At 67.3% G+C, this 21,622-nt stretch carries 17 protein-coding genes; 11 read left to right on the forward strand and 6 right to left on the reverse strand.

What is annotated here, in order from left to right:
* Positions 1-139 precede the first annotated feature (139 nt).
* The 5 genes from AC5Y5Z_RS24020 to AC5Y5Z_RS24040 all read left to right on the forward strand — a co-directional run bounded on the left by AC5Y5Z_RS24020 (position 140) and on the right by AC5Y5Z_RS24040 (position 6,137).
* Positions 140-826 carry a VldE C-terminal domain-containing protein gene (locus tag AC5Y5Z_RS24020; protein WP_473140176.1) on the forward strand — a complete coding sequence of 229 codons (687 nt, stop codon included), beginning with the start codon at positions 140-142 and terminating at the stop codon, positions 824-826.
* A gap of 24 nt (positions 827-850) precedes the next feature.
* On the forward strand, positions 851-1,423 hold the full coding sequence (gene dcd, locus AC5Y5Z_RS24025) for a dCTP deaminase (protein ID WP_463825475.1): 573 nt from the start codon (positions 851-853) through the stop codon (positions 1,421-1,423).
* 101 nt (positions 1,424-1,524) lie between these two features.
* Entirely contained in the window at positions 1,525-3,156 is a 1,632-nt protein-coding gene (locus AC5Y5Z_RS24030) for a DUF7159 family protein (protein WP_499927939.1), read from the forward strand.
* A gap of 140 nt (positions 3,157-3,296) precedes the next feature.
* Positions 3,297-4,730 carry a DUF7159 family protein gene (locus AC5Y5Z_RS24035; RefSeq protein ID WP_499927941.1) on the forward strand — a complete coding sequence of 478 codons (1,434 nt, stop codon included), beginning with the start codon at positions 3,297-3,299 and terminating at the stop codon, positions 4,728-4,730.
* Positions 4,731-4,805: 75 nt separating this feature from the next.
* Positions 4,806-6,137 carry a UDP-glucose dehydrogenase family protein gene (locus AC5Y5Z_RS24040; protein WP_463825478.1) on the forward strand — a complete coding sequence of 444 codons (1,332 nt, stop codon included), beginning with the start codon at positions 4,806-4,808 and terminating at the stop codon, positions 6,135-6,137.
* A gap of 3 nt (positions 6,138-6,140) precedes the next feature.
* Here the strand turns inward: AC5Y5Z_RS24040 and AC5Y5Z_RS24045 are convergent, their stop codons facing one another.
* Genes AC5Y5Z_RS24045 through AC5Y5Z_RS24055 form a run of 3 tightly spaced genes read right to left on the reverse strand, consistent with a single transcriptional unit; the run spans position 6,141 to position 9,078 of the window.
* Positions 6,141-7,916, reverse strand: a complete 1,776-nt coding sequence (locus AC5Y5Z_RS24045) for an N-acyl-D-amino-acid deacylase family protein (protein ID WP_499927943.1) — start codon at positions 7,914-7,916, stop codon at positions 6,141-6,143.
* Between the two features lie 55 nt (positions 7,917-7,971).
* On the reverse strand, positions 7,972-8,583 hold the full coding sequence (locus AC5Y5Z_RS24050) for a TetR family transcriptional regulator (protein WP_463825481.1): 612 nt from the start codon (positions 8,581-8,583) through the stop codon (positions 7,972-7,974).
* A 54-nt stretch (positions 8,584-8,637) separates the two neighbouring features.
* Positions 8,638-9,078, reverse strand: coding sequence for a hypothetical protein (locus AC5Y5Z_RS24055; RefSeq protein WP_463825482.1), 441 nt, complete (start codon positions 9,076-9,078; stop codon positions 8,638-8,640).
* Positions 9,079-9,118: 40 nt separating this feature from the next.
* Between AC5Y5Z_RS24055 and AC5Y5Z_RS24060 the strand changes: the two genes are divergently transcribed.
* The 4 genes from AC5Y5Z_RS24060 to AC5Y5Z_RS24075 all read left to right on the forward strand — a co-directional run bounded on the left by AC5Y5Z_RS24060 (position 9,119) and on the right by AC5Y5Z_RS24075 (position 12,740).
* Positions 9,119-9,874 carry a maleylpyruvate isomerase family mycothiol-dependent enzyme gene (locus AC5Y5Z_RS24060; RefSeq protein ID WP_499927946.1) on the forward strand — a complete coding sequence of 252 codons (756 nt, stop codon included), beginning with the start codon at positions 9,119-9,121 and terminating at the stop codon, positions 9,872-9,874.
* 11 nt (positions 9,875-9,885) lie between these two features.
* Positions 9,886-10,260, forward strand: coding sequence for a nuclear transport factor 2 family protein (locus AC5Y5Z_RS24065; protein ID WP_463825484.1), 375 nt, complete (start codon positions 9,886-9,888; stop codon positions 10,258-10,260).
* A 23-nt stretch (positions 10,261-10,283) separates the two neighbouring features.
* Complete coding sequence (rfbA, locus tag AC5Y5Z_RS24070) at positions 10,284-11,150, forward strand: glucose-1-phosphate thymidylyltransferase RfbA (RefSeq protein ID WP_499927948.1); 867 nt, start codon at positions 10,284-10,286, stop codon at positions 11,148-11,150.
* Between the two features lie 147 nt (positions 11,151-11,297).
* Positions 11,298-12,740 (forward strand): aldehyde dehydrogenase family protein, encoded by a 1,443-nt coding sequence (locus AC5Y5Z_RS24075; protein ID WP_499927950.1) that lies wholly within the window; start codon positions 11,298-11,300, stop codon positions 12,738-12,740.
* An 11-nt stretch (positions 12,741-12,751) separates the two neighbouring features.
* Here the strand turns inward: AC5Y5Z_RS24075 and AC5Y5Z_RS24080 are convergent, their stop codons facing one another.
* The 3 genes from AC5Y5Z_RS24080 to iniR all read right to left on the reverse strand — a co-directional run bounded on the left by AC5Y5Z_RS24080 (position 12,752) and on the right by iniR (position 19,751).
* Entirely contained in the window at positions 12,752-14,041 is a 1,290-nt protein-coding gene (locus AC5Y5Z_RS24080; RefSeq protein WP_499927952.1) for a pyridoxal phosphate-dependent aminotransferase, read from the reverse strand.
* Between the two features lie 30 nt (positions 14,042-14,071).
* Positions 14,072-17,140 (reverse strand): (Fe-S)-binding protein, encoded by a 3,069-nt coding sequence (locus tag AC5Y5Z_RS24085; RefSeq protein WP_499927954.1) that lies wholly within the window; start codon positions 17,138-17,140, stop codon positions 14,072-14,074.
* A gap of 184 nt (positions 17,141-17,324) precedes the next feature.
* Positions 17,325-19,751 carry an isoniazid response ATPase/transcriptional regulator IniR gene (gene iniR, locus AC5Y5Z_RS24090; protein WP_499927960.1) on the reverse strand — a complete coding sequence of 809 codons (2,427 nt, stop codon included), beginning with the start codon at positions 19,749-19,751 and terminating at the stop codon, positions 17,325-17,327.
* 209 nt (positions 19,752-19,960) lie between these two features.
* On the opposite strand from iniR, the gene AC5Y5Z_RS24095 reads away from it, so the two are divergent.
* Positions 19,961-20,512 (forward strand): Rv0340 family IniB-related protein, encoded by a 552-nt coding sequence (locus AC5Y5Z_RS24095; protein WP_499927955.1) that lies wholly within the window; start codon positions 19,961-19,963, stop codon positions 20,510-20,512.
* A gap of 273 nt (positions 20,513-20,785) precedes the next feature.
* On the forward strand, positions 20,786-21,622 hold an 837-nt coding region (locus AC5Y5Z_RS24100), incomplete at its 3' end, for an IniB N-terminal domain-containing protein (protein WP_499927958.1).

Here is a 21,622-nt window from a genome sequence, read left to right on the forward strand (position 1 = left end):
GCCTGCGCGCCGCGGCTGATGGCGGCACGAATCACCCCCGAGTAATTTGCCGGGCTAATAGTGCGATGCCCATTGCAAATTCCAAGAATGGGTCGTTTACCCTTTCGTTATCATTTGTAATCTCGTATTGTGACCTCCCGTGGGCAGGCACGCATTAGCCAGGAAGCGGCGGAAAGCGCCAGCTGCGCTGGCAGCAGCCATCGGCCCAGCCGCCGTACTCTTCGCGGTGGCAGGGGCTCTGGGCGCAGATGTCAATCCAGCCTCGGTCCGTAACGTTGCGAAACCGGCCGTTCCGGAAACGTCCGCGTGTTGCATCGAAATTGCGGCGGCCGAGGCCGGGGCGCCACTCGACACCTCGCGGTGGCGCTTCAGCATCGAAGAGATGGCTCCGGCCGAGCGGCCGCGGGCGGACCGATCACGTGCCGACCTGGTGGGCGCCCGCGCTCTGCCCGCGAGCGTCGCGCCGGAACAGGGCCTGCAGGTCAGGACCATTTTGGTGGCCCGCGCCATCACCGCTCTGTTCCCCGAAATCCACCAGATGGGCGGCGTCCGCCCCGATGCACTCCGATGGCATCCCGAGGGCCTGGCCGTGGACGTGATGATTCCCAACCCCGGCTCCGACGAGGGCATCGAACTTGGCAACGCGATCGTGACCTACGTCCTGCAGAACGCCGACCGGTTCGGCATCCAGGACGCCATCTGGCGCGGCGTCTATTACACCCCCGGCGGGGGCGCCCAGGCCGGTGGATACGGGCACTTCGACCACGTCCACGTCACCACCACCGGCGGCGGATACCCCTCCGGAGACGAGACCTACGTCCGCTGACCGGCAGCAGATACGCTCACACGCGTGCTGCTCTCCGATCGTGATCTTCGGGCCGAAATCTCCGCCGGGCGGTTGCAAATCGACCCGTTCGACGATGCCCTGGTGCAGCCGTCGAGCATCGACGTCCGCCTCGACTGCCTGTTTCGTGTCTTCAACAACACCCGCTACACCCACATTGACCCCGCCAAGCAGCAGGACGAGCTGACCACGCTGGTCCAGCCCGAGGCTGGGGAACCTTTTGTGCTGCACCCGGGCGAGTTCGTACTGGGATCGACCTTGGAGTTGGTCAGCCTGGCCGACGATCTGGCGGGACGACTGGAAGGCAAATCCTCGCTTGGCCGGCTGGGGCTGTTGACGCACTCGACCGCGGGTTTCATCGATCCCGGTTTCAGCGGACACATCACGCTGGAACTTTCCAACGTGGCCAATCTGCCGATCACGTTGTGGCCGGGGATGAAGATCGGCCAGCTGTGCATCCTGCGACTGACCAGCCCGTCAGAGCATCCGTACGGAAGTGCCGGCGTCGGTTCCAAGTACCAGGGTCAGCGTGGTCCGACGCCCTCGCGGTCCTATCAGAACTTCATACGTACTACATAGCTGCAACGGCGTTCCCGACTTCGTTAGTCGGACTACCATTTGATTCGGACCTTTGTCCTCCTTACTGCGGCAACACTTTTGGGAGGGTGGTGAGTGCGCGGATGGACGTCGTACTCGGAGTGTCGATGGCACCGTCGGCTGTCCGCATCGCGCTGGTCGAAGGCGAGGACGCCGACGGCGTCATCGTCGAGGAGGACAGCTTTCGGCTGACCGACCCGGCCACCATGCCCTCTGAGCAGGTGATCCGGGCGATCCTGGGCACCCGCGAAGGCGCGGACGATGCCGGCTTGCGCCTGTCCTCCATCGGCGTCAGCTGGACCGATCAGCTTCAGGCATCGGCGCTGCGCGACGCGTTGGCCGCCCGCAAGATCGAGAACGTCATGCTGGTCTCCGCGTTCATGGCGGCCGTCGCACTCGGGCAGGCCGTGGGCAGCTCCGTCGGCTATGCGCGGACGGGTGTGCTGTTCATCGAGCCCGACACCGCGACACTGGCCGTGGTGAACACCGCGGACGGTTCGCTGTGCGACGTGCAGCGTCGGCTTCTGGCCGCCGACGACGACATGGCGGTATCCGAGCTGGTCGAGCTGGTTTCCGGGGCCGAGTCGATGCCGACCCGCCCAGACGGCATCTACGTCGTGGGCTCCGGAGTCGACGTACCTCTGATCAAACCGGCACTGGACGCCGCGACCTCGCTGACGGTCAATGTGCCCGAGGAACACGACATGGCGCTGGCGCGGGGTGCGGCGCTGGCATCAGGACATGCGCCGCTGTTCGCGGCGAGCACCGCTGCGCTGGCCTACGCGCAAGATGTCGACGGACCTGAGGAGTTCGGCGAGACGGTCGTGCTGGACGCGGCCCCCGCTGACGTGGACCACGATCCGGCTCGGCGCCGCCCGGCGCTGCTGATCGGCAGCACCCTGGCAGTCGCGGCGACCGCCGCGGTGGTGGCGCTCGAGGTCGCGCTGGCGATCAACATCCGCCCCACCGTCGCGCTGCAACCCAGGCCCAGCGAGAACCACCTCGTCGTGCCCACCCAGCAGGCACCGGCGCCCACCGTCGTGGCCGCGCCGCAACCCAGGATCGAGGTGCCGGCGGCACCACCGCGCGTGAGTGTCCCGCAGCTTCCGGCGCGGGCACCGCAGGCTCCGGCCGCGCCCGCCCTGCCGGCGCCCGTTGCGCCGGTGATCGAGACGCCGATTGTGCAACCCCCGCGGCTGCCCGACGCGGTGATCGTCCCACCGCTGCTGCCGGTCGTGCGGCCGCCCGTGCAGGGACCCGAGACGCTGGTGCGACCGCCGGTCGTGCAGTTCCCGGTGCAGGTTCCACGCCAGCAGCCGCAGGTACCTCGAGCGCCGGTGTCGCCACCGCGGGTGGAAAATCCGCGGGTGGAGAACCCGCGCGTGGAAAACCCGCGGGTGGAAAACCCGTTGCCGCGGGGCCCGATCGCGCGACCGCCCGGGCGTGGTCCGTCGCCCAATCCGGGCAGGGGTCCCTTCGGTGGGGGAGGGCCCGGTCGCGGCGGCATCCCCGGCATTCCCGGCATTCCAGGTATCCCCGGCATCCCTGGCGCCGGCGGTCACGGCCCCTCGAGCGGGGACGCACCAGGAGGACGTGGTCCGTTCGGCGGCGGCGGCCCGGGCGCCCATGGTCCCTTCGGCGGCGGCGGCGGTGGTCACGGACCGTTCGGCGGTGGCGGCGGCTTCGGTGGGGGCGGTGGACGCGGGCGCAGGTGATCCCCCGCACATCCACCCCAACGCCGCTGGTCAGAGCGGTCTGCAGCCGTGACACAGCAAACTCAAATGGATAAGCCGCGCCCGCCGCGGGTACCGTTGTTAACACAGGTTGGGGAATCTGTTCAGTCGATTGGGGGACTATGGACACCGTTCTGGGTGTGTCGATGGCGCCAACGGCCGTGCGGATGGTGCTCGTTGAGGGCGAGAACGGCGACGGCGCATTAGTCGACGAGGAGAAATTCGACGTCGCGGGTGACCCGGCCGCGGCCACGCCGGACGCAGCCGAGCAGGTGATCTCGGCGATCCTGGGGACCCGCGAGGGCGCCGCCGAGGGTGGCTACCAGCTGGCGTCCACCGGAGTGACCTGGCGGGACCCCGACCAGGCGGCCGCGCTACGCGACGCGCTGGCCAACCGCAAGATCGAGAACGTCATGCTGGTCTCGGCGTTCATGGCGGCTGCCGCGCTGGCGCATTCGGTCGGTAATGAAACCAACTACGCGCAGACCGCGTTGCTGTTCATCGAACCCGACACCGCGACCTTGGCTGTGGTGGACAGCGCCGACGGATCCATCGCCGACGTGCATCGTCACCCGCTGCCCGATGACGACGACGCCGCCGTGGCCAGCCTGGCCGAGTTGGTGTCGAATGCCGAGTCCCTGGAGACGCGCCCGGACGCCGTCTTCGTCGTCGGCTCCGGGGTCGACATCCCGCTGATCAAGTCGACGCTGGAGGCGGCCACCACGCTGCCGGTGACCGCCCCGGAGGAGCCGGAGACCGCGCTTGCCTGGGGCGCGGCGCTGGCGTCGGCGAACACGCCGCTGCTCTCCGCGACCACCGCGGCACAGGCTTACGCACAGGATCCGGGTACGGGCGCGCAGACGCCGCTTGCGATCGACCCCGTCCACTTCGAGCCGTTCAGCACCGGCCGGGCCTACAGTGCGGTCCAGGACGAGCCGGACGAGCAGGACGACCGCAAGCCCTTCGCGCTGCTCGGCAGCATCCTGGCCTCGATCTTCGTCATCGGAGTGGCTTCGCTCGTCGTCTCGCTGGCCGTCACGATCCGCGACACCGCTGACACGCGGCCCCAGCCCGGCCAGGCCGCCGTCGCGCCCAACACGCCGGCCCCGCAGGCACCCGCTCCCACGCCGCAGGCCCCGGCTCCGGCCCCGCAGCAGGCCCCCGTACCCGAGCAGGCCCCCGCCCCCCAGGTTCCCGAGCAAGCACCCGCGCCGGCACCGCAGGTTCCCCAGCAAGCTCCCGTGCAGGTACCGCAGGTCCCCGTGCAGGTACCCCAGGCTCCGGCGCCGCGGGCTGAGGCTCCCGCGCCGGCCCCGGCTCCCGCCGCGCCGGTGCCGAATGTCCCCGTCCCGGTGATCGTGCCGGTACCGGTACTGCCGCCGATCCTGACTCCCCAGTCGCCCGGTCGCGGCGGTGGCGGCGGCAAGCCGCCCGGCATCGGCAAAAGCCCCGGTGGCAAAGGTCCCGGCGGTGGCGGCGGTCGGGGTGGTGGCAAAGGTCCCGGCGGCGGCGGTGGACGCGGCGGGATCAACATCCCGCTGATCCCCGGCATCTGAGTTGCCGAGTAGCTGTCACCTGCTGTTCAGTGTCACGACGGCGTTCGCTCATCGCGGCCACCTACACACGGTGGTATGCGATGCACCGTATTCGGGACCGGCTATCTGGGCGCCACCCATGCCGTAGGGATGGCGGAGCTGGGACATGAGGTCGTCGGGGTCGATATAGACCCGGGCAAGGTGGCCAAGCTCGCCGGCGGTGACATCCCGTTCTATGAGCCCGGTCTGCGAAAGTTGTTGACTGCCAACCTCGCTACGGGTCGGCTGCGGTTCACCACCGACTACGACATGGCGGCAGAGTTCGCCGACGTACACTTTCTGGGCGTCGGAACTCCGCAGAAGAAAGGTGAATACGGCGCCGACCTGCGTCACGTGCATGCCGTCATCGACGCGCTGGTACCCCGCCTGACCAGGTCAGCGGTGCTGGTAGGCAAGTCGACCGTGCCGGTCGGCACCGCCGCTGAGTTGAGCCAACGCGCCGCCGCCCTGGCGCCCGACGGGGTCGACGTCGAGGTCGCGTGGAACCCGGAATTCCTGCGCGAGGGCTACGCGGTGCACGACACGCTCAGCCCGGACCGCATTGTGCTTGGCGTGCAGGATGATTCGGTCCGTGCGGAGGCCGCCGCACGCGAACTCTACGGTCCGCTGCTGGACGCGGGCGTGCCGTTCATGGTCACCGACTTGCAGACCGCCGAGCTGGTCAAAGTCTCGGCGAATGCGTTTCTGGCCACCAAGATCTCGTTCATCAACGCGATCTCGGAAGTGTGCGAGGCGGCCGGCGCCGATGTCAGCGTGCTGGCCGACGCGCTCGGTTACGACCCGCGCATCGGACGCCAATGCCTCAACGCCGGTTTGGGTTTCGGTGGTGGCTGCCTGCCCAAGGACATCCGCGCATTTATGGCCCGCGCCGGCGAACTGGGCGCCGACCAGGCGCTGACCTTCCTGCGTGAGGTGGACAGCATCAACATGCGCCGCCGGACCCGCATGGTGGAACTGGCCACCGCGGCCTGCAGGGGCTCGCTGCTGGGCGCCAACATCGCGGTGCTGGGGGCGGCGTTCAAACCCGAATCCGACGACGTGCGTGACTCGCCCGCCCTCAACGTCGCCGGACAGTTGCAACTCAACGGCGCCGCGGTCAACGTCTATGACCCCAAGGCGCTGGACAATGCCAATCGCCTGTTTCCCACCCTGAACTACGCGGTCTCGGTCGCTGAGGCCTGCGAGCGGGCCGACGCGGTGCTGGTGCTCACCGAATGGCGCGAGTTCGTCGACCTAGATCCCGCCGAGCTGGCCGACCGGGTCCGTGCCCGCGTCGTGGTCGACGGTCGCAACTGCCTGGATGTGGCGCGTTGGGAACGCGCCGGGTGGCGGGTGTTCCGGCTCGGCGCGCGGTGGCCGGGACGCTAAGCGTCAGGCGCTGACCGGCCGCGGCACGTTGCGCGGCGTGCCGTCGGCGCGCAGGAAACCGCCGGTGCGTTCCCGTCCGAGGATTTCGGTGGGCTGGCCGTCGCGGAATACCGCGCGGCCGGAAACCAGGACCGCTTCGACCGTGGCGTCGTTGCGGTTCACCATGCGCGAAAGTCCTCCGTAGGCTTCGACATCGGCTTCGTGGTAGGCATCCAGTGAGTCGTCGAGCCGCTCCGGGTCGATGACCACCAGGTCGGCCCAATCGCCCACCCGCAGGTGGCCGGCGTCCAGTCCGTACCAGTCGGCCAACTCGCCGGTGAGGCGGTGCACCGCCTGCTCCGCCGTCAGGAAGGGCCGGCCCTCCAGTTCGGCGTCCCGTACGTGCCGCAGCAGACGCAAACCACTGTTGTAGAAAGCCATGTTGCGCAGATGGGCGCCCGCGTCGGAGAAGCCGACCTGCAGGCCGTCCATCCGGGCCAGGCGGCGCAGCATCTTCGGCCGGTGGTTGGAAATCGTTGTGCGCCAACGGATTTTGGTACCGTGCTCGAGCACCAGGTCGAGGAATGCATCCACGGGGTGCAGACCACCCCGTTCCACACCGACCTGCCCGAACGACTTGCCGATCACCGAATCGTCGGGACAGGACACGATTTCGGCGTCGAAGAAGTCGCGGTGCCAGGCGCGCGGACCGAACTTGGTGTCGTAGTCCTTGCGGAACTGCCGGCGGTACCCCTCGTCGCGCAGCAGTTCGTTGCGCTCGAGTTCGTCCTTGAGGTGCAGCGCCGCTGCACCCGCGCCGAACTCTTCGAACACCACCAGGTCGATCCCGTCGGCGTACACCTCGAACGGCACCGGCAGGTGCTGGAACCGGAAGTCGCCACCCAACCGGTTGACAACGGCCGCCAGAAAGCTGGTCAGCCAGACGCTGCCCGGCGCCGACTTCATGTCGGCGGCCGCCAGCAGGCTGGTCTTGAGGTGCGGTCGCCGAATCCCCAGCGACTGGAGGGCCTGCGACACGATGTTCTGCGGGTGGCTGATGTCCGGACCGGACTGCAGGGCGCGGCCCGCACTGCGCAGCAAATTCTTGAGCCGTCGCAACTCGCGGCCCTTGGCGTAGGTCGACGGCAGGGTGCGGGACCGGCAAGTGTCGCCGTCGATCTTGTCGAAAAGTAGTTGCTGCGAAGACATCCCGAGGAATCCGGCATCGATCGCCTCGGTCAGCAACTGCTCCATCCGGGCCTGCTCGGCCGCGGTGGGACGCACGTCGTCGCGCGTCGACCGGTCGAGTCCCATCACCGACGTCCGCATGTCGGAGTGTCCGATGAACGCGGACACGTTGGGGCCCAGCGGCAACGACTCCAGCGCGTCGATGTACTCCTGCGCGTTGTGCCATGACTTGTGCTCGCCGACGATGCGGACCACATGCTCGTGCGGAATCGCTTCCACCCGCCCGAACAGATCGGCCGCCTCACCCGCGTCCACGTGCACAGTGGACAGCGAGCACGAACCCAGCACGATCGTGGTGACGCCGTGCCGAAGCGATTCGGACAGTGTGGGTGCCGCCAGCACCTCGGCGTCGTAGTGCGTGTGAATGTCGATGATGCCCGGCATCACCCATTTACCTTGGGCGTCAATGACGTTCGGGCAACCCTCGGTGTCCAGCGTCGTCGGGGACACCGCGGCCACCCGACCGTCCCGAATCCCGATGTCTCTGATCGCCGACGGTCCGCCGGTGCCGTCGAACCACCTGCCGTTGCAAACCACTGTGTCGAACGTCAATGCACTCACCTGCCTCGACTGGACAGCTTACCGAGCTTGTCTAACTGGTGTGCGTTCAGATGCGATGACTGGCGATCTCGGCCGTCAGGACCGGCGCGACCCAGCGGCGCAGGTACGCGCGGAGCACCTCGCCGGTGCGCGCCGGGCGGCCGGGGTCGATCATGAACGATTGCATGATCCGCAGCATGTATTCCGCGAGGTCGTCGAGATCGGCATCGCCGAGTCCGAGGTCGATCCAGTCCACATCCAGGCCCGCCAGGATCCCGTGGCCGAATTTGATCGCCATGTCCGACGTCACGCCCGTGGAGACTTTGGTGAAGTCGTGTACCAGCATCAACTGCACGTGCCGGTCGCCCGGCAACCACTCGAGGGTGAACGCCAGGCTTTCCACCAGAGCATCGACGGGATCGGTGATGCCGGCCAGGTGCTCGGCCAGTCGCTGCAGGAGTCTCATCCCCGAGCGGGTGGCTGCTGCCTCGACCAGGGTGTTGGTACCGGGAAAGTAGTTGTAGACCGTCTGACGCGAGACGCCCAGGGTGCGGGCCACATCGGCGATCCGCATGTCGCCACCACGCGCGTCGATGGCTGCGCTGGCGGCATCCAGAATGCGTTCGATCGCCTCTTCGTCGGTTGCGGGCTTGGCGCCGCCCCACCCATGGGTGCGCATGAGCTCAGACGTTACCCGTGCGGCAGCAGGGCGTTGCCGGTCGCCGCTTTCGCATCACTGCCGATCAGCGGGCCGGTCCTCCGGCAACCGGGCGGGCCCGCTGTAATCGGGCATCGGAGTGATCACCGTCGCGGCGGGTTCGGGGCGTGGTGGCAGACTGCCGGACCCGGTGCCCGCGCCCGGCGGCGCGGGATGCGGTGGCGGGGGCGGTGCCGGCCGCGGCGCGGTGGGCGGGCGCCGTTCCGACCGCAACGCCTGGGCTCGCCAATGCCAATACCCGGCCGCGTCGAACGGGAACGGAATCGGCGGAGGCTGCCATTCGATCCTCGGCAATTCGATCGGCAGCGACGCGGACGCGAGTTCGCCCCGACCGAGTTGAGCACCCAGCTCGGTGTCGATCACCGATCGGGCGGCAGCCATCGCCCGCTCTGCGGTCTCGTAGCGACCTATTTCAAATCCGCGGAATGTCACGATGAATGGGGGTGCCGGCACCATCAGGCCATTATCGGCCGTCGCGACGGGTAGCGTCACGGCGGTGGACCACGCGTCGGCATATCTCGCGGAAACTCGCGCGTTCGGTGAGCTTGTCCGCGCCGCTGATCCCACGGCGCCCGTGCCGAGCTGCCCGGGCTGGAACATCGAGCAACTTTTCCGCCATGTCGGCCGCGGCGACCGCTGGGCCGCCCAGATCGTCCGTGATCGGATGGACGAGTTTCTCGATTTCCGCAGCGTGGCAGACGGCAAGCCGCCGGCGGACCGCGACGCCGCCATCGAGTGGCTCAACGGCGGCGCGCAGCTGCTGCTGGACGCGCTAGACCGCACCGGGCCCGATACCCCCGTCTGGACGTTTCTCGGCCCGCGTCCGGCGAGCTGGTGGATCCGGCGCCGGCTACACGAAAACGTCGTGCACCGGGCGGACGCTGCACTCGCCGTCGGCGCCCAGTTCACCCTCGACGCTGCGGTGGCAGCCGACGGCATCGACGAGTTCCTGGAACGCATCGTCATCCAGGCCGGAAAGGACGGGGCGCCGCTGCCCCTCGAGGGCGGCGACACCCTGCATCTGCACGCCACCGATCCCGGGCTGGGCGAGGCCGGCGAGTGGACGGCCAGGCTCCACGGCGGTGGCGTCGCCTGGTCGCACGAGCACGGCAAAGGCACCGCGGCGCTGCGCGGGAGCGCCACTGAGCTGCTGCTGGCGTTGACGCGGCGGGTCGCGCTCGCCGACACCGGCGTCGAGCGTTACGGCGACGACGCCGTATGGCGGCGTTGGCTCGACCGCACGCCTCTCTAGACTTGCAGGCCATGACCACTTCGGAGATCGCCACCGTGCTGGCGTGGCACGACGCCCTCAACTCCGCTGACATCGAGACGCTGCTCAGCTTGTCCAGCGAGGACATCGATTTCGGGGACGCGCACGGCGCCGCGCAGGGCCATCAGGCGCTGCGCGAATGGGCCGGATCGCTCACCAGCACAGCGGAATTGGGCCGCATGTATGTGCACGACGGGGTGGTGGTGGTCGAACAGACGATCAGTAGCCGCGAGGGCCCCGCGACCGTCGTGACCAATGCGTCGGCGTTCCGCGTGGTCCGCGACCACGTCACCTCGGTGTTCCGCCATGAAGACCTGGCATCGGCGTTGGCCGCGACCGAACTCACCGAGAGCGACCTGATCGACTGAGGCCGAGGCCGAAGGAGCCACACATGCGCGGGATCATCTTGGCCGGCGGTTCGGGCACCCGGCTGCATCCGATCACCGTCGGGATCAGCAAGCAGCTGCTGCCGGTCTACGACAAACCGATGGTCTACTACCCGCTGTCCACGCTGATGATGGCCGGCATCCGCGACATCCTGGTGATAACGACCCCGCACGACGCGGCCGGCTTCCGGCGGCTCCTCGGCGACGGTTCGCAATTCGGCATCAACCTGAGCTGGGTCACCCAGGGCAGGCCGGACGGTCTGGCCCAGGCATTCGTCCTCGGCGCCGACCACATCGGCAATGACACAGTGGCATTGGTGTTGGGAGACAACATCTTCTACGGCCCTGGCCTGGGCACCAGCCTGAGCCGATTCCAAAACATCAGCGGCGGAGCGGTTTTCGCCTATTGGGTAGCCAACCCGTCGGCCTACGGCGTGGTGGAGTTCGACGCCGACGGCATGGCGGTGTCGCTGCAGGAGAAGCCCGAGACACCGAAATCCCATTACGCGGTGCCGGGTCTGTACTTCTACGACAACGACGTGGTCGAGATCGCCCGGGGCCTGAAGAAATCGGCGCGCGGCGAGTACGAGATCACCGAGGTCAACCAGATCTATCTGAGCCAGGGCCGGCTGTCGGTAGAGGTGATGGCCCGTGGGACGGCGTGGCTGGACACCGGGACATTCGATTCGCTGCTGGACGCATCGGACTTCGTCCGCACCCTGGAACGACGGCAGGGCCTCAAGGTGAGTGTGCCCGAAGAAGTCGCGTGGCGGCGGGGGTGGATCGACGACGAGCAGTTGGAACAGCGCGCCCGCGCGTTGGTGAAATCCGGATACGGCGGGTATCTGCTCGAGTTGCTGGAGCGCGACTGAATTTCGGGCATGTGCGCCGAGCCCAGCAAACCGCCCGCCGGGAGATGACTGCTTGCCGCTGCTGGACGTGGGGTGGTTAAGCGCGTAACCTCGCCGCTCGGTGGGTTGTTTCGCTGGTAAAGCGATTCCGGTGACGAGAGGATGAACATGAGTAGTGCCGTCGACCTTGATCCTGTGGTCCGCAACTCGGGGGTCATCCCGGTCTTCAACCCATCCACCGAAGAACAGATCGCCGAGGTCGTCGACTCCGACCAGGCGACCGTCGATAAGGCGGTAGCCCGGGCGCGGGAGACGTTCGAGTCGGGGGTCTGGCGCAAGGCGCCGGCATCGCACCGCGCGAATGTGCTGTTCCGCGCAGCACGCATCATCGAGGAGCGCGCCGAAGAACTCGCCGCGCTCGAGGGTCAAGACAACGGCATGAACCTGACGGCTGCACGTCACATCATCCCGGTGTCCGTCGACATGCTGAAGTACTACGCCGGCTGGGTCGGCAAGATCCACGGCGAGTCGGCAAACCTCGTCTCCGACGGACTGCTGGGCACCTGGGAGACCTACCACACCTTCACCCAGCTCGAGCCGGTCGGCGTGGTCGGCCTGATAATCCCTTGGAACGGACCGTTTTTCGTCGCGATGCTGAAGGTTGCGCCTGCGCTCGCGGCGGGATGCAGCGCGGTACTCAAACCCGCCGAGGAGACACCGCTCACCGCGCTGAAGCTGGAAGAGATCTTCCGCGAAGCGGGGTTGCCCGACGGCGTTCTGAACGTCATCACCGGCTACGGCGAGACCACCGGTGCGGCGCTGACAGCGCACCCGGACGTCGACAAGATCTCGTTCACCGGGTCGACGGAGGTCGGACGGTTGATCGTGAAGGCGGCCGCCGGCAACCTCAAGCGCCTGACGCTCGAGTTGGGTGGCAAGTCGCCGCTGATCATGTTTGACGACGCCAACCTCGACAAGGCGATCCTGGGTGCCGGGATGGGGTTGCTCGCCGGGTCCGGCCAGAACTGTTCCTGCACCTCGCGCATGTACGTGCAGCGCGGCATCTACGACGAGGTGGTGGATCGTTTGGTTGCCTTCGCCCAGATGCTGCCGATGGGCGGCAGCGAGGACCCGGATTCGGTGCTCGGACCGTTGATCAGCGACAAGCAGCGCAAACGGGTGGAAGGCATCGTCAACGACGGCGTTGCCGCCGGCGCGCAGGTGGTCACCGGCGGGAAGCCGATGGACCGCAAGGGGTACTTCTACGAGGCGACGATCGTCACCAACACCACCCCGGACATGCGGCTCATCCGCGAGGAGATCTTCGGCCCGGTCGGATGTGTGATCCCGTTCGACGAGGAGGACGAGGTGATCGCCGCCGCGAACGACACGCACTACGGTCTTGCCGGATCCATCTGGACCGAGAACCTGTCCCGCGCTCACCGCATGGTGAATGAGCTACGCGCCGGCCAGATCTGGGTGAACTCCTCGCTGGCCGCCGACCCGTCGATGCCCATCAGCGGTCACAAGCAGTCGGGCTGGGGCGGCGAACGCGGCCGAAAGGGAATCGAGGCCTACTTCAACACCAAGGCCGTCTACATCGGCCTCTGATCAGGTGCCGCCTATTGCCGGTAGCTGACCAGGAAATTACCCAGGCGCTCGATGGCGGCCGCCAGATCGCGCGACCATGGCAAGGTCACGATGCGCAGGTGATCCGGTGCGGGCCAATTGAATCCGGTGCCCTGAGTGACCAGGATCTTCTCCTGCAGCAGCAGATCGAGGACGAGCTGTTCGTCGTCGTCGATGTCGTAGATCTCGGGGTCGAGCCGCGGAAACGCATACAGCGCACCCTCGGGCTTGGTGCAGGACACCCCGGGAATCTCGTTGAGCTTCTGCCACGCCACGTCGCGCTGCTCGAGCAGTCTGCCGCCGGGTAGCACCAGGTCCTCAATGCTTTGATGGCCACCGAGTGCCACCTGAATCGCATGCTGCGCAGGCACATTGGGGCACAGGCGCATATTGGCCAGCAGACTGATGCCTTCGATGAAACTGCTGGCGTGATCCTTGGGCCCGGTGATCGCCAGCCAGCCGGCCCGATATCCCGCCACCCGGTAGGCCTTCGACAAGCCGTTGAACGTCAGACACAGCATGTCCGGGGCCAGCGTTGCGACGCTGATGTGCTTGGCGTCGTCGTAGAGGATCTTGTCGTAGATCTCGTCAGCGAGTAGCAGCAATTGATGCTTGCGCGCCAAAGCGACCATCTGCGCGAGGATTTCGCTGCTGTACACCGCCCCGGTCGGGTTGTTCGGATTGATCACGACCAGCGCCTTGGTGCGGTTGGTGATCTTCGATTCGATGTCGCCGATATCGGGCTGCCAATCCGCGGTCTCGTCACACAGGTAATGCACGGGGGTGCCGCCGGCCAGTGATGTCGACGCCGTCCACAACGGGTAGTCCGGTGCGGGGATCAACACCTCGTCGCCGTTGTCCAGCAGGGCCTGCAGCGTCATCGTGATCAACTCCGAGACACCATTGCCCAGGTACACGTCGTCGACATCGAACTTCGGGAACCCCGGCACGAGTTCGTAGCGGGTGACCACTGCGCGACGGGCCGGCAGGATGCCCTTGGAGTCGGAATACCCCTGGGCGTAGGGCAAAGCCTGGATCATGTCGCGCATGATCACGTCCGGCGCCTCGAAGCCAAACGGTGCCGGATTGCCGATGTTGAGCTTGAGGATGCGGTGCCCTTCGGCTTCCAGCCGGGCGGCGTGGGCGTGCACCGGGCCGCGGATCTCGTACAGGACGTCCTGAAGTTTGGACGACTGCGCGAACGCCCGCTGCCGGTGATGGCCGTGGGTATGCGCGGGCACCTGGTGCGTAGTCACGTCCACCATGGTCCCATCGCTGTCCACTGATATTTGCTGTCCGGTGTCAAACCGTGATCAGCGCTTACCCGGCGGACGGGCACCCTTCGCCAGACCCAGGCCCTTGACCGGTGCGGCCGGTGTCGCGGGAGCTGCGGCCTCGCCGTTGGACGGCTCCGGCTTTGCTTCGGCCTTCGGAGCGGCGGGTTCGGGCTCCGGTTCGGCCTTTCCCGGGGCGGCGGGTTTGGCGGCTGCGGTCTTCTTCGCGCCCGGCCGCTTCGCTCCGGCCGCGATACCCAGACCCTTGACGGGCGCCTCGGGTTCGGGCGACTCGGCGGGCTCTTCAGCGGCAGAGGTCTCCTCGGCCTTGATCGGCTCGGCCTCTGCCGGCTTGCTGGCAGGCGCGGGGGACGCGGTCTTCTTGGCGCCGGGTCGCTTGGCGCCGGAGGCCATGCCCAGGCCCTTCACCGGCGTCGCAGGCTTGTCGGTGGTTGCCGGAGCTTCCGCGGCCGGAGCTGCGTCCGCCTTCGGTGCGGCGGCTTTCTTCGCCCCGGGCCGCTTAGCCCCGCCCGCCATGCCCAGGCCTTTGACGGGAGCGGCTGCCGCCGGCTTCTCCTCGGCGGCCGGGGCGGTTTTCTTGGCGCCGGGCTTCTTGGCGGCGCCGGCCATGCCGAGGCCTTTGACGGGAGCGGCTGCCGCCGGCTTCTCCTCGGCGGCCGGGGCGGTTTTCTTGGCGCCTGGTTTCTTGGCGGCGCCGGCCATGCCGAGGCCTTTGACGGGAGCGGCTGCCGCCGGCTTCTGCGCGGGCGCCTCGGCCGGCTCTTCGGCTTCATCGGCCTCAGCGGGCGCGGTCGGAGCGGCAGCCTCGGGCTCGGCCTTTGCAGCCTGCTCTTCGGCCAGTTTGGCGGCCGTGCCCTTCTCGGGCAGCTTCACCGCGTCGCGATCCAGTGACCCGAGCAGCACTTGGGCAACATCGAGCACCTCGACGCCGCTGCGGCCGGCCTCTTCCTGCCGGTCGTTGACACCGTCGGTGACCATCACCCGGCAGAACGGGCACGCGACGGCGATGGTCGAGGCGGGGGTGGCCAGTGCCTCATCGACGCGTTCGTGGTTGATGCGCTTGCCGATGTGCTCTTCCATCCACATGCGCGCGCCGCCGGCACCGCAGCAGAAGCTGCGCTCGGCGTGCCGAGGCATCTCGGTGAGGTTGGCTCCCGCGGCTCCGATCAGCTCGCGCGGCGCCTCGTAAACCTTGTTGTGCCGGCCCAGGTAGCAGGGGTCGTGGTAGGTGATGTCCTGCGAGACGGCGTTCACCGGAACCAGCTTGTCGTCCCGCACCAGCCGGTTGAGCAGCTGCGTGTGGTGCAGCACCGAATAATTGCTGCCCAGCTGCCGGTACTCCTTGCCCAGGGTGTTGAAGCAGTGCGGGCAGGTGACGACGATCTTGCGGTCGACGGTCTCCACGCCCTCGAACACGCCGTCAAGGGTCTCGATGGCCTGTTGGGCCAGCTGCTGGAACAGGAACTCGTTGCCCGACCGGCGGGCAGAGTCGCCATTGCAGGTCTCACCGGTGCCCAGCACCATGAACTTCACGCCGGCGATGGACAGCAGTTCGGCGACAGCCTTGGTGGTCTTCTTCGCCTTATCGTCGTACGCGCCCGCGCAGCCCACCCAGAACAGGTACTCGTAGCCGGCGAAACTTTCGACATCCTCACCGTAAACCGGGACGTCGAAGTCGACCTCGTCGATCCAGGAGGTGCGGTCAGAAGCGTTCTGGCCCCACGGATTGCCCTTGTTCTCCAGGTTCTTGAACAGCACCGACAACTCGGACGGGAATTCCGACTCCATCATCACCTGGTAGCGGCGCATGTCGACGATGTGGTCGATGTGCTCGATGTCCACCGGACACTGCTCGACGCACGCGCCGCAGGTGACGCAGGACCACAACACATCCGGGTCGATGACGCCGCCCTGCTCAGCGGTGCCGACCAACGGACGGGTGGCTTGCTCGGGACCCGAACCCATGATGCGACCAAAGCCCGACTCGGGAACGTGATGCTCCTCGGCGTGCTTGTCGCCGCGCAGCTCCTCGCCGATTCCGCCTTCCGGCGTGCTTTCGATCGGACTCGGCTTTTCGCCAAGGATGTAGGGCGCCTTGGCCATCCAGTGATCGCGGAGGTCCATGATGACGAGCTTGGGCGACAACGGCTTGGCGGTGTTCCAGGCCGGGCACTGCGACTGACAACGTCCACACTCGGTACAGGTGGCGAAGTCGAGCATGCCCTTCCAGGTGAAGTCCTCGATCTTGCCGCGGCCGAATTCGGCGTCGTCGGGCGGGTTTTCGAAGTCGATCGGCTTGCCGTCAAACTCGACCGGAAGCAACGGACCCAGCCCGTCGGGCAGTCGCTTGAACGTGACGTTGATCGGGGCCAGGAAGATATGCAGGTGCTTGGAGTTGAGCACGATCACCAGGAACGACAGCATCACGCCGATGTGCAGCAGCAGTGCGACGGTCTCGATGATCTCGTTGGTGTGCGGGCTGAACGAACTCAGTGCTGAGCCCATCGCGTGGGAGAAGAACGCGCCGTGGCCGTACGGAAAATCGTTGCCGAGGACATTCACCGAAGCGCCGCGGAACAGGGCGTAGGTCCAGATGACGTTGAAGATCATGAACAGGATCAGCCATGCGCCACCGGTGTGGGATCCGTAGAAGCGCGAGTCGCGGCCGTATTCCTTGGGCTCGCTGCGCAATCGGATGATGGCGAAGGTGACGATGCCCGACAGCACGGCCAGCGCGAAGAAGTCCTGCAAAGCGCCCAGCGCGTCCCAACGCCCGATGATCGGGATGTAGAACGTGGGGTCGAAGAGCACCCCGTAGGCCTCGATGTACACCGTCAGCAGGATGAAGAAGCCCCACATGGTGAAGAAGTGGGCCACCCCGGGCACCGACCACTTGAGCAGCTTGCGCTGTCCGAACACCTCGGCGACCTGCGCCCAGATCCGGGCGCCGATGTCGTTGGTGCGCCCACTCGCCGGCTGGCCGGACATGACGAGTTTGTACAGCCACCAGACGCGCTTCAGCGCCAAGAAGATCACGACCGCGGTCATGCCCATGCCCAATACCAACCGGATGGTTTGCAGGGTCACCGAGGGTCACCTCAATTCGTCGTCACGCATGTCGGTGCGCGGTAATGCGCTTTGCTGCTTAACCAGCTCATAGTGACACCTTTGTGGCACCCGCCGCGAGAAAGGCAAACCTAAGTTTGCGCAGATCACCAGCCCAGTACAGGCGCGGTGTGATCAGGCAGACACCGTGGCCCCTCCCACACTGTTATCTGTCCGGCACCAGCATGGCCCGCAGCATCGAGAGCATCTCCGAGCGTGATCCGGCGCCGAGCCGACGGCGGATCCGGGCGACATGATGCTCGACCGTCTTCGCCGAGATGAACAGCTGGCCTCCGATGTCGCGGTAGGGCAGGCCCAGCAACAGCAACTCGGCAACCTCACGTTCGCGTTCGGACAAGGGCGAACCCGACGGTGGTTGACGTGGCGCCACCGTGCTGTCGGAGGCGTCCGGAAGATCTGTGTCGGCGGCAACGGTCTCGCCAAAACCCGTGTTCGTCTTCAGGTCTCGGGCCAATTGCAGCATCGCCCCGGAAACCCGCGCATCGGGAGTCTGCAGCGCGGCCTGACCGGTCAGCCGAGTCGCGTCGGAAGTCAACCCCACGTGCGACAGGGCCCGAGCTGCGGCGGTGACCTCGTCGGGATCGACCTGATCGGCGAGCACCCGCAGCCAGGTCCGGCCGGCCGCGGACAGTGCCTGCGCCAGGGAGCTGTGGGGGGCCGCGGTGCTCAGCGCCTGTCCGTGCGGCGCAACCGCGCCGGGTGAATTGGCCAGGATCGCGGCGTGCACACCGGCCCAGTGCAGCGAATTCGACCACAGCGCAGGGTTTCCCAACGAGCCGAGCAACGCGAAGGCTTGATCCAGGCTGTGTTGCAGTTGGTCGACGTGGCGCATCCGCGCCGCAGCCACCCACAACTCGCCCAGTGGAAGTAGGACGAACAGGTCGATGGAGTACTCGGCCAGCACTTCCATGGCCGTATACCAGTGCTTCTGCAGCGCACCGGTGTCGCCGCTGCGACGTGCGATCGCCGTCTGCAGTGCGTGAGCCCACAACGCGTCACGCCGGTGCAGTTCGCCGCCGGTGGTCGCGGCCGCGACGTCCGCACCGGCCGCGGCCAGTTGTCCCTCCTGCATCTTGATCCAGCCGGACAACAGCAGGTGCCGACGCCGGAACTGGGCATCGCCAGCGGTGCGCACCGCACGCCCGATCACGCTGTGGGCGCGGACCGGGTCGCCGCCGTGTAACGCGGCCAACGTGACCAGTGCCGCCGGACTGTCGGGGAATGCCTCGCCGAGGGCCTGTTCGACGGCGATCGCCTGGCTCAGCTTTGCCATGGCGCTCGGGTAGGACTGATCGATGGACGACAGCAGCCCGTCGGCCAGACTGCGCGAAGTGCGCGCCGCCATCGTCGGGGGACCGGAGTCTTTGAGCCGCAAGGCGTCGTGGGCTGCCGCGAGTTCGCCCGTTCCGATGAACGCGACTGCGGCGGCAGCGCCCACCACTGCGTCCGGGTACGGTCCGAGCCACGCGAACAACTCCGCTGCCTGACCCGAGTTCCCGTGGTAGGTGGCGACGCTGGCGGCGATCCGTACCGCTGCTGCACGCTCGGCGGAATCGGACGAGCTCAGCAACTCGTCGGCCAGCGCAGCGGCGGCAGCACAGTCCCCGGCGCGGGCCAGCGCATCGGCCAGACGCGAGCTCAGCCCGGTGGCACCGGCACGGACTGCGGCCCGGTACAACCGTGCGGTCTGCACAGCGTCGGCGCGGGAATTGCCGGCGTGCCGGGTAAGAATGGCGCCCAGCCGGTCGTCGGACAATCCGTGTTCGGCCAGGCGCAGCGCGAGGTCCGGCGTCACCGTCGAGATCTCGAGTTGTGAACGCAGCAGCCCCGATTCGACCTCGCGGTGGTGCGCGTTGCCGACGATCCCCCCGACGACGTCGTGCACCAACTGCTGAAATGCCGGTGGGTGTGCCGGTTGGACCAACCCGCCGGACCACGCCCGGTCGACCAGGATCCGGGCGTCGGTAATCGAAATGCTGAGTGCCGCAGCGACATCGGCCGGGCCCAACTGTTGGCTCAGGGACAGGATCAGCAGTGTGTCCAAGGTGGGCGCATCAATGCGGCGCAACCGCTCGATGAGTGCCAGCCGTGCCGAGTGCGCCGGCTCCGCGCTGTCGGTCACCGCTTGCAGCAGGAAGGGCAGACCGGCCGTGCAATTCAGCAGGGGCTCGTCGACCGGCAGCGGACCCAGCGAGATGCGCGGGCGATCCCGTTCGATCGTTGTCGTCAGCGAGCGCAATGCCGGCCGCTGTTCCTGAGCCTGCGTGGCTATGACGACGGTGCAGCGCCCGTCGGCTGCACATTCGGCGAGCATGAGCAGTTCTTCGTCGGTGAGCAGGTGGGCGTCGTCGATGAGCAGCGCAACATCACGCTGTTCATCGCTGCGGGGCGGGCGGGTGAGCGTCGTCACGCCGGCGCGGCGCAGCGCGTCGCGGGCGGCGGCCAACAGGGTGCTCTTGCCGGTGCCGATGCCGCCGCAGATCACGGCCAGCACCGGGGCCGAGGCGGGGTTGGTGAGCTCGTCGAGGACGACATGCGCCGCCCGCGGGATGTCGGTGGGGGATGCGGTAATTTCCCTTACCCCCTTTTGAGTCCGGGTGGCTACCGGCGGCTTCCACACCGTAGCCCGTCCTAGCCCCGTAACCCCGCAGTTCCCCTAATGTCGTACCCCCTAATGATGCTCGAAGGGGGCGGGTTTGGTACCGAACACCGGGGGCGGGTCGACCGATAACATCGTGCTAGCGCGGATTGGCGTGGGTAAGTGCGGCAAGGAGGTGCGTGGTGGCAAACTCGTTGCTCGATTTCGTCATCTCGCTGGTTCGTGATCCCGACGCCGCCGCGCGCTACGCAGCCGACCCCGCCCAGGCCATCGCGAACGCCCAACTTACCGGTGTGACCAGTCACGACGTCAACAATCTGATTCCGATGGTGTCGGATTCCCTGTCGATGGCCAGCCCGTCGGCCGCCGGATCGGGAGCCCAGGTTGCCGACCACGGCAATGTCTGGGCCAGTGGTGCGGCGACCGCGGCGTTCGATGCCTTCACACCGCACACCCCTGCTGCGCTCGTCCATGAGCACGCGCCGGTGAGCGGTGTCATCAGCGAGCCGACTCCGCACCTGCCGGGTGAACCGTCCGCGAGCCCACAGCCCGCGGCATTCGGCCAGCCTGAGCCCTCAGTGCTGTTCACCGGTGGTGAGGCGGCGCACATTGCTCTTGACCACGGCGGATTCCCGGTGAGCGATCCAGGCATCTGGGATCACGCGATCATCCACCCGGATGCGCAACCGCACGGCGGCCAGGCCGACCACCACGACTTCGGTCTGCACGGCTGAGTCTGCGCTGTTTCCGGCGTTCACACCGTCAGCGATGGCGTCTTTCCAATGTTTGACCTGCGTAAATGCTGTCATTAAGGGTTGTGGCTAGGGATCATTCGAAATCCCCTAATCCCCTAACACGATGCCCCCCGAGTATCCCGGTGGGTATTCCCCCTGCGGGGGGATCTGACCCCGATTTGATTAAGGCTCGAATTCCATACGGTTGATGACAGAGCGCCGGTCACTTCGGCGAACGACTTCACAGAGTTTCTATTGAAGGGAAACGGACAAATGACCTCGCTTGTCGACTACATCCTGAGCCTGTTCCGCAGCGAAGAGGCGGCGCGGTCCTTTGTCGCCGCCCCCGGACAAGCGATGACCAACGCCGGACTGATCGACGTGTCACCGGCGCAGCTGTCCTCCGCAGCCGCCGGCGCGGTTCCGGGCCTGAACCTTTCCTCAGACGACCCGGTCAGCGGGTTGCAACAGGCGATCGCCGACCAACATGGTTTCGCGCCGTCGAGCTTCGTTGCACAGGAGTCCGGCCCGGTCTTCAACGCGGCCGCGCCACTGCTTAGCGATGCCGGGGCCGTCGTCGACAATGCCGCCTTCGTTGCCACCGATGCGGCAGCGGCGGTCGGCAACGCGGGAGTCGGATTGGCCGATGCGGTCGCAACGGATATCGGAGCAGGCATTGGTGCCGGGCTCGTCGGCCCGAATGTCGTTGCCCCGAACGTCGTCGGCGCGCCAGTGGGTGCTCCGGGGCTGGCGTTCGTCGAGCCGACGGGCGGTCTGGTCGCCGGAGTCGGCGGGGCCGCGCAGGCTGGTCTGGGTGTCGGGTTCGGCGTGCAAGCCGGAATCGGCGCCCAAGCAGGTGCCGGCCTAGGGCTCGGGACCGGTGTCGGGGTGGGCGGTCAGGCGGGGGTCGGGGTCGGCTTCGAGGTGCAGGCCGGGATCAACGCCCAGGCCGGCGTCGTCGGCGGTATCGGTGGTGGCGCTGGTCTGGGCCTCGGTGCCGGTGCCGGAGTCGGCGGCCAGGCAGGTATCGGTCTCGGTGGTGGCATCGGTGGCGGCTTAGGTGTTGGCGGCGGGGTTGGTGGCGTTGTCGGGGGTCAGGTTGGTGGTGCC

The organism is Mycobacterium sp. NGS29 (genome assembly GCF_059812965.1).

What these genes read in the sequence shown, in the direction of transcription:
- AC5Y5Z_RS24030 (WP_499927939.1), top strand. Translation starts at nt 1,525, where the DNA reads ATGGACGTCGTACTCGGAGTGTCGATGGCACCGTCGGCTGTCCGCATC.
- AC5Y5Z_RS24040 (WP_463825478.1), top strand. Translation starts at nt 4,806, where the DNA reads ATGCGATGCACCGTATTCGGGACCGGCTATCTGGGCGCCACCCATGCC.
- AC5Y5Z_RS24065 (WP_463825484.1), top strand. Translation starts at nt 9,886, where the DNA reads ATGACCACTTCGGAGATCGCCACCGTGCTGGCGTGGCACGACGCCCTC.
- AC5Y5Z_RS24055 (WP_463825482.1), bottom strand. Translation starts at nt 9,078, where the DNA reads ATGGTGCCGGCACCCCCATTCATCGTGACATTCCGCGGATTTGAAATA.
- rfbA (WP_499927948.1), top strand. Translation starts at nt 10,284, where the DNA reads ATGCGCGGGATCATCTTGGCCGGCGGTTCGGGCACCCGGCTGCATCCG.
- AC5Y5Z_RS24075 (WP_499927950.1), top strand. Translation starts at nt 11,298, where the DNA reads ATGAGTAGTGCCGTCGACCTTGATCCTGTGGTCCGCAACTCGGGGGTC.
- AC5Y5Z_RS24050 (WP_463825481.1), bottom strand. Translation starts at nt 8,583, where the DNA reads ATGCGCACCCATGGGTGGGGCGGCGCCAAGCCCGCAACCGACGAAGAG.
- AC5Y5Z_RS24035 (WP_499927941.1), top strand. Translation starts at nt 3,297, where the DNA reads ATGGACACCGTTCTGGGTGTGTCGATGGCGCCAACGGCCGTGCGGATG.